An 8,793-nucleotide genomic window follows, 5' to 3' on the forward strand; every position below is an offset into this window, starting at 1 on the left:
CCACACCAAGTTGGGTGGCGCAAAGGTGTTTAGATGCCCGAAGTGCAACCATAGGCTACCACGAGATTGGCAAGGCGCTCTGGGCGTTATGCTCAGGGCTTTGCGGGATACCGCCTTTCTGTTTGGACTCCGTCCGAGTAGCGCGGTCGCGTCAGCGTCGCGTAGTGACAACGGAAACGGACAGAATGCTATCGCTTCACCGCTGAGCAGTAATGCTCAGCAGTGTTCAGCGTAAATGTATCAGTGTCAAACAAAAGCTCGGTAAGCAAATGCTCAAGCTTGCTTCCGGGGCAGCAGTAGAGACCTTTGGGCCCTGCCCGTCCAAGACCCTGTCTTAGGAGGCACTTGTGGCGGCCAGGGATCGTTGCACGATCCGAGACAAACGCGCCTTCCGACGGGCGGCTGTGTTTTTGTGGAGAACCCCTGTTTTGGCCGCTTTGTCGATGCGGCTAAAGGCAGCGCTCATCGCCGCTTGAATCTCCTGCAGGGTTTCCGGTTGGGGGTTGGCGGCGTAAGCAGAGGAGAGAGAAATGACTTTTTTCATCAGCGCGCGCACCATGGCTTTGGTAGCTTTGTTGCGCAGGCGATTTCGCTCCGCAATCTTGACGCGCTTGATGGCAGATTTGATGCGTGGCATGGTTGAAAGGGAAGCGACAGCGAGGATCTAGCATACCATTAGAGTCTGGAGCCCCACCAGTTCCTGCCTCTCCTACGACGGGATCCCCATGTTCCAAGATTGCAGCTCCCTCATCCAGTTCAACCCGCCTGCTTTTTCCTATGGAGTTGCCATTTGCGATGTGGATCGGGACGGGGCTTTTGAGCTGTTTGTGTGCGGCTTCCGCGGCCCGAATCGGGTTTTGAAGTGGAACGGCCAGGCGCTGGTGGATTTGGTGGACGATACTCTGGCCGATGCAGGGCGGATGGCCATTGGGGTGGCTGCCGGCGACTTCGACGGCGACGGGCAAGAAGAACTCTACGTCTTGAATACTGATACCTTCGGCGGGCGCAAGCGCTTTGGGGATCGCCTCTTCGACTGGCAGGGATCCCGTTGGGTGGATCTGTTCTCTCTGCCCCACAACCAAGATGCCCTCAACTTGACGGCAGGTCGCTCGGTGGCCTGCGTGGATCGCTTTGGCCAGGGGCGGTACGGGTTTTTCGTGGCCAACTATGGCGGCCCCATGCGCCTTTACGAGCTGTCCGCCGGCCAGATGATCGCCGATGTGGCGCCAGAGGCGGGGGTAAACCGGGTAACGGGAGGGCGGGGGCTGGTGGCCGTGCCCCTGGTTTCCCAGCGGATGGACATTTTTGCCGTCAACGAGCAGGGGCCCAACTTTTTGTTTCGCAACCGCGGGGATGGCACCTTTGAGGAAATTGCCGCCGAGGTGGGGTTGGCGGATCCCGGCGAGCACGGACGGGGGGTGGCAGCGGTGGATCTGGATGGGGACGGGCGGTTGGATCTGGTGTACGGCAACTGGGAAGGGCCGCATCGCCTCTGGATCCAAACTTCCAGCGGCGTCTTCAAAAATGTGGCCCCTCCCGAGCTGGCCAGGCCCTCCCGCATCCGCACGGTGATCGCTGCCGACTTCGACAACGACGGTTACCCAGAGCTGTTTTTTAACAACATCGGCGAGCCCAACCGGCTGTTTGGCTGGCGCTCCGGCTGCTGGCAGGCTATCGACATGGGAGATGCTGTCGAGCCGCAGGGACTGGGGACGGGAGCGGCGGTGGCGGATGTGGATGGGGACGGTTGCCTAGAGCTGCTCGTTGCCCACGGAGAATCGGGCGCCCAGCCCCTGAGCTTCTACCGTCCGCTGGCCCCTGGCAACAACTGGCTGAGAGTTCTGCCCCTCACCCGCCAGGGATCCCCAGCCCGCGGCGCCTTGGTACGCCTGGTTACCTCTACCCGCACGCAGATCCGACCCATCGACGCCGGCAGCGGCTACCTCTGCCAGATGGAGCCGGTGGCCCATTTTGGCCTGGGATCCGAGTCGGCAGTAGAAGCCATCCAGATCCAGTGGCCGGACGGCAAACAGGTGCAGGTGGCTCACCCACCGGTCAACCAGCTCCTGCGGATCCCCTATCCTGGTTAGCTCCCCTGAGAGGGGTTTTGTCTCTATCTACTCAGCCGAGCCCGAGATCCCTGCCCATTCCGGCTGTACAGGGCGCTGCCAGTGCTCCCACCAGGCGGTCGCAGGCTCGGGTGGGCCGCTGTCGCGGCTGCCGTTGGCATGGCCGAGGAGCGGCGGGGATGGGGGCTGCGCCGGCCAGCTCACGGGGGTGGGGATCAGACAACTGGGGTAAGGAGGGCGCAAATCGCGGTAGTGGCTGCTGCGGATGGCCAGAATCTCCTGCTGGATGACCTCCAGGGGCTCGTCCAGCTTCAGCAGCACATGGCTGCACAAGCCCAGGCTGGCCTCAAATTCCGGGTGGACGACTTCCCTGGCCCCCAACTGATAGAGCTGTTCGATGTCCTCTTCATGGGTGGCCCGCACCACCACATCCAGGTGGGGCGCCAGTTCCAGCGCCCGTTTCAGGCAAAGGCGCATGCTCAGGCGATCCGGCAGGGCGATCACCAGGGCGCGGGCGCGGGGCAGGCCAGCTTTCTCCAGCACCGGGGCGCTGGCGGCATTGCCGTAGAGATAGGGGATCCCACGGGAGCGCAGGTGTTGGATGACCCGTTCCGACTGGTCGATCACCAAGACGGGATGGCGACGGGCTTCCAGGATGCGCACGATGTCCTGCCCCACCTGTCCATAGCCGCACACCACCACGTGATCCTGTTGGGGAGCGTCGGGGGACAGGGCGGGGGGCCGCTCGCTCGCTTCCAGCCAACGGGCAAAGAAAGGGATCCCTTGTAATTTTGCCAGCAGCCGCGGCGCGCCCCTGAGCAGAAGGGGAGTGACCAGCAGGGTAACGGCGGTGGTGCTGACGACGAGCAAATACAGTTGCCGCGACACCAGCCCTAGCGCTTGCCCTTCGCTGGCCAGGACAAAGGAGAACTCGCCGATCTGCGAGAGGCCCAGCCCCACCAACACCGCTGAGGGGAGCGGGTAGCCGAACAGACCGGCCAAAGGGGCCACCAGGCAAAACTTGCCCACCATCACCAGCCCCACTAACCCTAAGATTAAGGGCAGGTGGGCAGCGATAAAGCTGGGATCGATGAGCATGCCGATGGCGGCAAAAAAGAGGGCGGCAAACACATCCCGCAGCGGCTCCACATAGGCCAGGGTCTGGTCGGCGTATTCCACTTCTGAGATCATCAGCCCGGCCAGGAAGGCCCCGATCTCGCTGGAAATGCCCAGCCGCTCTGTCAACAGGGCAATCCCCACGCAGAGGCTGATCACCCCCAACAAAAACACCTCCTTGCTCTCCTGCTGCGCCAAAAGGCGCAGGAAAGCGGGCACCAGCCACATCCCGCCCACCACCGCCCCCAGCCCCACCAGGCCAATCTCCGCCAGCGCCTTGGCCAGGGATCCCGCCAGCTCCGGCAAAGGACAATCCAAAGCCGGCAACACCGCTAGCATCAGCCCCACCGCCAGATCCTGCACAATCAAGATCCCCAGCATGGCGTGAGCCTGGGGCGTGCCCATCTGGTTGGTCTCGGTGAGGCTTTTGAGCACCACCGCTGTGGAAGACAAAGAGAGCACTGCCCCCAGGAAGATCCCCTGCACCGGCGTCAGCCAGCCGCTGGCCACTGCCAGCGCCGCCGTGATCGCGATGGTCAGGCCGATCTGCAAAGCGCCGCCGCCAATGGCGATCCCCCGCACCTGGCGCAACTCTTTGAGGGAAAACTCCACTCCCAGGCTGAACAGCAAAAAGGTCACCCCAAACTGGGCCAGGGTTTCCACCTGCACCAACTCCTTGATCCACCCCAGCCCCGTTGGTCCCACCAGGATCCCTGCCAGCAGGTACCCAAGCAACACCGGCTGCCTCAGCAGCGCTGCCAGAAAACCACCCGCCGCCGCTGCCGCCAACACTGTCACGATGTCCAGAATCAGGCGAAAGTCTTCCTGCACAGAGACACCCCACCAGGAGTATGAACTTTTGTAGCCAATCCTGAGGATTCTTCCACGATAATGCTTTCTTCGGCCCTGCGGACAGAGTGGAAGGCTGGGCCCAACCCAAAGCGCTGCAAACCGGCTCCCGCAGGGGATCCCGCCTCATTCAGGCTGGGTTCTTGGCCAGCTAAAGGGAGGATCAGTGGAAATTTTCGTTAAAAGTTGGTGGCAATACCTCAAAACCGTAGCTTATAATACAAAATGTAGAAAGAAACCGTTCATCCTCTCGCCTGCTGTTTGGCTTATCGTGGAGCAAGACGGCAGGCGGAGGACGGAAGTAGGGAGCTATCCCGAAGGAACGCACCTTAACCCTTGGGACTGTCCACGGGACATCTCGGGTCACTCCTCAGGAAGTGAAGTGGATACAGACCATATACGTTTGGAGGCGAAGATCATGGAACTCTCTTACCGTGGCGTTGGTTACACCCACTCGCCGGCGACGGTGACTGTTTCTCCGGGCAAAGTGGGGGGTCGCTATCGGGGGCTGGACTGGCGATTTCGCCACCTGAGCAAGCCGGTGGTTTTGCCCACCAAGCTTGACCTGCTCTATCGGGGCGCGGCCTATCGTTCCGAAGCTGCTGCAGCGCCGGCTCAAACCGTTCAGACAGCCGAGGCACCTGCTCCTGGCCGTTCTCACGTTCTGGATGAGCTGGCTCGCCGCCTGATGATGGGCCACCAACGGGCGATTCGGGTTCGTCAGCAAGCCATGTTGGTGCGTGGCACGGAGCGGGTTGGCCTGCAGGCCAATGTGCGCAACTTCTGGAACCGCATCCAAGGAAAGGTGCATCCCACCTTCCGTCTCACCTATGACCGCAGCCGGGTCAGCATGAGCTAGTTTGCTTTGCCCACCCCAGTTCATCTTCTGGTATGGCGGGAGAGGGATCCCTTTGGATCTGGATGGGGGGTCAGGGGAGGGGAAAAGGCGCGGCTACTTCATCGAATTCAGGTGACGGAGGGCGAGTGCCGAGAGAGCGCCGAGAGCAATTGACACTCCCTCCGCCGGAAGGCGGGGGATGCTTAACGTAGTTCACAAACGGGCTCGTAAAGGCGCTGCCAAAGCGCCTCTAGCTAGACAGTTCCTTGAGGCAAGGCCCCAAGGTTCTGCTGACTTTTCTGATCGCGTCAGGGGGCAGAGTCCTTGCAGGTTGGCTGAGACGTTGGCATCTCCCAGACGCTGGCCACCGGTCGAGTTTTTCATCGTGATGAGGTGCTTGCCTGGGAACGGCACGCCTCGGTAACAACGATACCATTATGAGCAACTCAAGTTGCCTACGGGCTTTTCCGCCCCGCCCTAAAGTACGAGGCTACCGAGCTATCCTTTTGTGTTTGCAGGTTGGCCAGCGGTTGCGGGGTCACTCTTGCACGTGGGCGGGAAGGGGATGCGAGCTCCAACGCTGCCCCCCGCGTTAGTGGGCCGTAGGCCTATGTTATTTGAGGCTGCCCTTATCAACCAGCCCAGGGATCCGCGGCTGGCTTGCCGGCTACAGGATTTCCCAAAGCCCCCGGCTACTGCTTCGCGGAAGCAAGCTATAGCCATGGGGTAGTTTACTGTATTGGATGGGTTGGTTCTGTATGCGTTCATTTTGGGCTATTGTCGTTGCGGAGGAAGCGTGGCCATGAGTCAGCATTTGCCGGAACCCACTGCCCCGGAGGAGGATCCCAGCCTGTTGATGGGCCGGCTGCAGCGCAAAGAGGGGGGGTGGCTGGATTGGGCAAAGGCCTGCCAAAGCTTGCAACGACAGAAAATGACTCCCCAGGCCATCTTCGAGGCGACCGGGTTTGAGCCCGCCCACCAAAACCAGATCGTTGTCGCCGCCCAGGTTTACGAAGGAATGGCGAAAGCAGGAGCCAGCTCAGCCGTTTTGGAGCACTTTGCCCACAAAGGCAGCGATATTCTCTACGAGTTGCGCATCCTCTCGCCTCAGGATCGCGTCCGGGTGGCGGAGCTGGTTGTCAGCCGCAACCTGGGTGCCGATGAGGCCCACGAGATCGCCCGGGCTGTGAAAAACTATGCCCAACTGCGGCAGCTCCCGGAAGGGTTCACGGATCACCCCGGCGATGCGGTGGCTTACCAAGCCTGGAAAACTGCCCAGGAAACCCGCGATCTCCAGGAGCGAACCCGGGCCATTGGCCGCGCCTTTCAGTATGCCCACAGCGAAACAGCCCGCCAACAGGTTGAGCGGCTCTTGTCGACGTTGGCTCCCGGCTCCCAACCCCAGCGCAAGCCGTTGCCCAGGCTTTCGGTGTTTCGCCCGGAAGAGGATCTGCCCCGTCTGCTGCCGGTGGCCGGATCCCTGCCTCTTTCTACCGCCACCTGGGAGCAGATCCCTGCCGTTGAGCCTCAAGGCCTTTTTGGTTGGGTCACCAGCGTGGCTGGGCAGACGTGGATGGCCTTGCCCGCTTGGCCGGCCATTCAAAGGGCCGCCGACCCAGTCGCCCTGCAGGTGGACAATGGTTTGCTGGGATCCCTGTTGGGCTGGCCGGTGGCCCCTGAAGAAGAACAGGATCCGATTTTGCTGGTGGCGGATCGCGCCGTTCGCACCTGGGAAGGGAGGGCAGGGGTTTTCCTGGTGGATCGAGGGGGAGCTGTGGCGGTGGAGTGGATAGAGGATTCGCCCCCCTCTCCCCTGCTGGGCCAAGTGCTGATGGCGGTGCGTCCCCCCCGCATCTTCGACGAGGAGTTGGCGCAGGATCCCTGGCAAATAGAGGAGTAACTCCGGCCAGCCAGACGCACCGCCGCAAGCCCCCGGCCAGGAGCAGGTGGCAAAGCGGCTTCTGGCTTTGCTTCCCAACTGCTCTCTTATGCCGGCATAAGGGTTGGGGGCGGGAGAACCAATCCTCACAGTTGTGGAGGCCGTCTCTCAAGAACCGGTGTAGAGCCACAGGGGCAGGCCTGAGGTGCTTACCTCAAATTGCAGACGCGCCAATGCCTCTGCCGCCGGTAGCAAGCGGGCCCAACCCCTGCGCCGTGGGAGCAGATCGCAGAACTTCGCATCGGGCGGCAACCCTGACAGCTCCGCGGCCCAGAGGCGGGCATCCTCTTCTGTGCCCAGGCGATCCACCACGCCCAGGTGCAGAGCTTGTTCGCCGCTGAAAATGCGGCCATCGGCAAAGGTTTTGACCACATTCACGCTTAGCCGGCGAGCGGCAGCAACGGTTTGCACAAATTGGCCGTAGGTGATGTCGATCAACTCTTGGAGGATGTTGCGCTCTTCTGGGGTCAGCTCGCGGTCAAAGGAAAGGATATCCTTGTAGGGGCCGGACTTGATGACCTTAAAGGAAATCCCTATCTTGTCCAGCAGCCGTTCGAGATTGTTGCCGCGGATAATGACGCCGATGCTGCCGGTGATGGTGCCGGGGTTGCTGACAATTTTCTCGGCTCCCATGGCAATGTAAACCCCTCCAGAGGCAGCGATGTTGCCAAAGCTGGCCACAATGCGCGTGCCCTTGCGTTCCCGCAGACGCGAGAGGGCATTGTAGATTTCCTGGGAGTCTGCCACTGTCCCACCGGGGCTGTCGATGCGCAACACCACGGCAGGGATCTGTCTTTCTTCCACCTCTTGCAAGGCTTTGAGAACCCGCTCTCGGGTTCTGCCATCGATCACCCCTGTTACCTCAATGCGGCCAATTTGCTGACGCCAGCCCCCCAAGAACCATCGCTTCAGCATAGGAAAACGGCACGAAAATAAGCCTCTACCCTCGTATCATGAAGGCCGTCTGGGGGCGCGGTCAACCAAGCAGCTCAGACATTGCCGTACACCGGGATCGCCGCCCCTCTCAGATCCCGCGCCGCTTCCGAGACCAAAAAGGCGATCACCTGCCCGATCGACTCGGGCTTTACCCACAGCTCCGCCTGCTCGGAGCCCATGGCAGCCCGGTTGGCCGGCGTGTCGATGATGCTGGGCAGGATGACGTTGGCGGTGATGTCGGTGCCTTTGGTTTCGGCGGCAATGGTGCGGGTCAGGGCCACCACCCCCGCTTTGGAAGCACAGTAGGCGGCCAGTTGGGATCCCGGCTCTACCGCCCCTCGGGAGGCCACCGTCACGATCCGTCCATAACCCTGTTGCCACATCTTGCGCAGGCTGTGCTTACAGGCCAGGAAGGTGGTGGTGAGGTTGAGGTCAAAATCGCGCCGCCAATCTTCTAGGCTGTACTCGTGAGTGGGGCCCATGGCAAAGCCGCCCACCAGGTGCACCAAACCATCGACGCGGGGCAGATCGTCGATGAGCCGTGCCACAGCGGCTTCGTTCAGCAAATCCACCTGCACAAAGCGCACCTGATCCAGGCTATTGGCCGGCAGGCGCTGCCGCAAAACAGCCAACTCCTCCTCTTGGCGGTAGGTCAAGGTCAACTCTGCCCCTGTGTCCAGGAGCACGGGGGTTACTCCCAACCCGAGCCCACCGGTACCGCCAGTTACAAGGATCTGTCTGCCTTGGTTGTTGAGCATAGGTTGTTTTGGGGTCTGGTGAAAAACCCTTGAGGACTTCCTCTCACCCTACCGCGGTTTTCCCTCGCCGGAAACGGCAGCCATCCTAGGTGTCTGCTCCAGCAGCAGATCGCTCAGGGCCAGCCAATCGGGCAGATCCAGCTCTTCGGCACGGGCCGTGGGGCTGAGGCGGAGCTGAGCCAGAGCGGCGGCCACGGTCTGGCGATCCACGAGGCCTCCCAGAGCATTGACAAGTTGCTTGCGGCGGGCGGAGAAGCCCTGGCAAACCAGTTGGGAGAACCAGCGGGG

General features: G+C 61.6%; 7 protein-coding genes, 2 pseudogenes and 1 riboswitch. Of the genes and pseudogenes, 4 read left to right on the forward strand and 5 right to left on the reverse strand.

Annotation, left to right across the window (positions count from 1 at the left end; genetic code table 11):
* A pseudogene (locus tag SYN65AY6A5_RS14405) lies at nt 1-235 on the forward strand (RNA-guided endonuclease TnpB family protein); the annotation flags it as partial.
* A gap of 99 nt (nt 236-334) precedes the next feature.
* Here SYN65AY6A5_RS14405 and rpsT read toward each other — a convergent pair.
* Nucleotides 335-637: a 30S ribosomal protein S20 gene (rpsT, locus tag SYN65AY6A5_RS06920; protein ID WP_099812302.1), complete on the reverse strand. Its 303-nt coding sequence runs from the start codon at nt 635-637 to the stop codon at nt 335-337.
* Nucleotides 638-725: 88 nt separating this feature from the next.
* Between rpsT and SYN65AY6A5_RS06925 the strand changes: the two genes are divergently transcribed.
* The gene (locus SYN65AY6A5_RS06925; RefSeq protein WP_011429809.1) at nt 726-2,090 is read left to right on the forward strand and encodes a CRTAC1 family protein; all 1,365 of its coding nucleotides are present in this window, start codon (nt 726-728) and stop codon (nt 2,088-2,090) included.
* 27 nt (nt 2,091-2,117) lie between these two features.
* On the opposite strand, the gene SYN65AY6A5_RS06930 is transcribed toward SYN65AY6A5_RS06925, so the two are convergent.
* Nucleotides 2,118-4,016: a cation:proton antiporter gene (locus tag SYN65AY6A5_RS06930; RefSeq protein ID WP_011429808.1), complete on the reverse strand. Its 1,899-nt coding sequence runs from the start codon at nt 4,014-4,016 to the stop codon at nt 2,118-2,120.
* Nucleotides 4,017-4,271: 255 nt separating this feature from the next.
* Nucleotides 4,272-4,363: riboswitch (Glutamine riboswitch) on the forward strand.
* Nucleotides 4,364-4,452: 89 nt separating this feature from the next.
* Between SYN65AY6A5_RS06930 and SYN65AY6A5_RS06935 the strand changes: the two genes are divergently transcribed.
* Together SYN65AY6A5_RS06935 and raf1 are read left to right on the forward strand one after the other, a co-directional pair.
* Nucleotides 4,453-4,893, forward strand: a complete 441-nt coding sequence (locus SYN65AY6A5_RS06935) for a DUF4278 domain-containing protein (RefSeq protein ID WP_011429807.1) — start codon at nt 4,453-4,455, stop codon at nt 4,891-4,893.
* A 781-nt stretch (nt 4,894-5,674) separates the two neighbouring features.
* Nucleotides 5,675-6,772, forward strand: coding sequence for a RuBisCO accumulation factor 1 (raf1, locus tag SYN65AY6A5_RS06940; RefSeq protein WP_041438181.1), 1,098 nt, complete (start codon nt 5,675-5,677; stop codon nt 6,770-6,772).
* A 147-nt stretch (nt 6,773-6,919) separates the two neighbouring features.
* On the opposite strand, the gene sppA is transcribed toward raf1, so the two are convergent.
* From sppA to SYN65AY6A5_RS14410, 3 genes and pseudogenes are all read right to left on the reverse strand, one after another.
* Nucleotides 6,920-7,726: a signal peptide peptidase SppA gene (sppA, locus tag SYN65AY6A5_RS06945; RefSeq protein WP_011429804.1), complete on the reverse strand. Its 807-nt coding sequence runs from the start codon at nt 7,724-7,726 to the stop codon at nt 6,920-6,922.
* 74 nt (nt 7,727-7,800) lie between these two features.
* Nucleotides 7,801-8,505, reverse strand: coding sequence for a 3-oxoacyl-ACP reductase FabG (fabG, locus tag SYN65AY6A5_RS06950; RefSeq protein WP_011429803.1), 705 nt, complete (start codon nt 8,503-8,505; stop codon nt 7,801-7,803).
* A gap of 48 nt (nt 8,506-8,553) precedes the next feature.
* Nucleotides 8,554-8,793 (reverse strand): annotated as a pseudogene (locus tag SYN65AY6A5_RS14410) (16S rRNA (adenine(1518)-N(6)/adenine(1519)-N(6))-dimethyltransferase); the annotation flags it as partial.

Origin of the sequence: Synechococcus sp. 65AY6A5, assembly GCF_002760415.1 — a bacterium.
Classification (GTDB): domain Bacteria; phylum Cyanobacteriota; class Cyanobacteriia; order Thermostichales; family Thermostichaceae; genus Thermostichus.

Coding starts and splice junctions, on each gene's coding strand:
- rpsT (WP_099812302.1), bottom strand. CDS start 637: ATGCCACGCATCAAATCTGCCATCAAGCGCGTCAAGATTGCGGAGCGA.
- SYN65AY6A5_RS06925 (WP_011429809.1), top strand. CDS start 726: ATGTTCCAAGATTGCAGCTCCCTCATCCAGTTCAACCCGCCTGCTTTT.
- SYN65AY6A5_RS06935 (WP_011429807.1), top strand. CDS start 4,453: ATGGAACTCTCTTACCGTGGCGTTGGTTACACCCACTCGCCGGCGACG.
- raf1 (WP_041438181.1), top strand. CDS start 5,675: ATGAGTCAGCATTTGCCGGAACCCACTGCCCCGGAGGAGGATCCCAGC.
- sppA (WP_011429804.1), bottom strand. CDS start 7,726: ATGCTGAAGCGATGGTTCTTGGGGGGCTGGCGTCAGCAAATTGGCCGC.
- fabG (WP_011429803.1), bottom strand. CDS start 8,505: ATGCTCAACAACCAAGGCAGACAGATCCTTGTAACTGGCGGTACCGGT.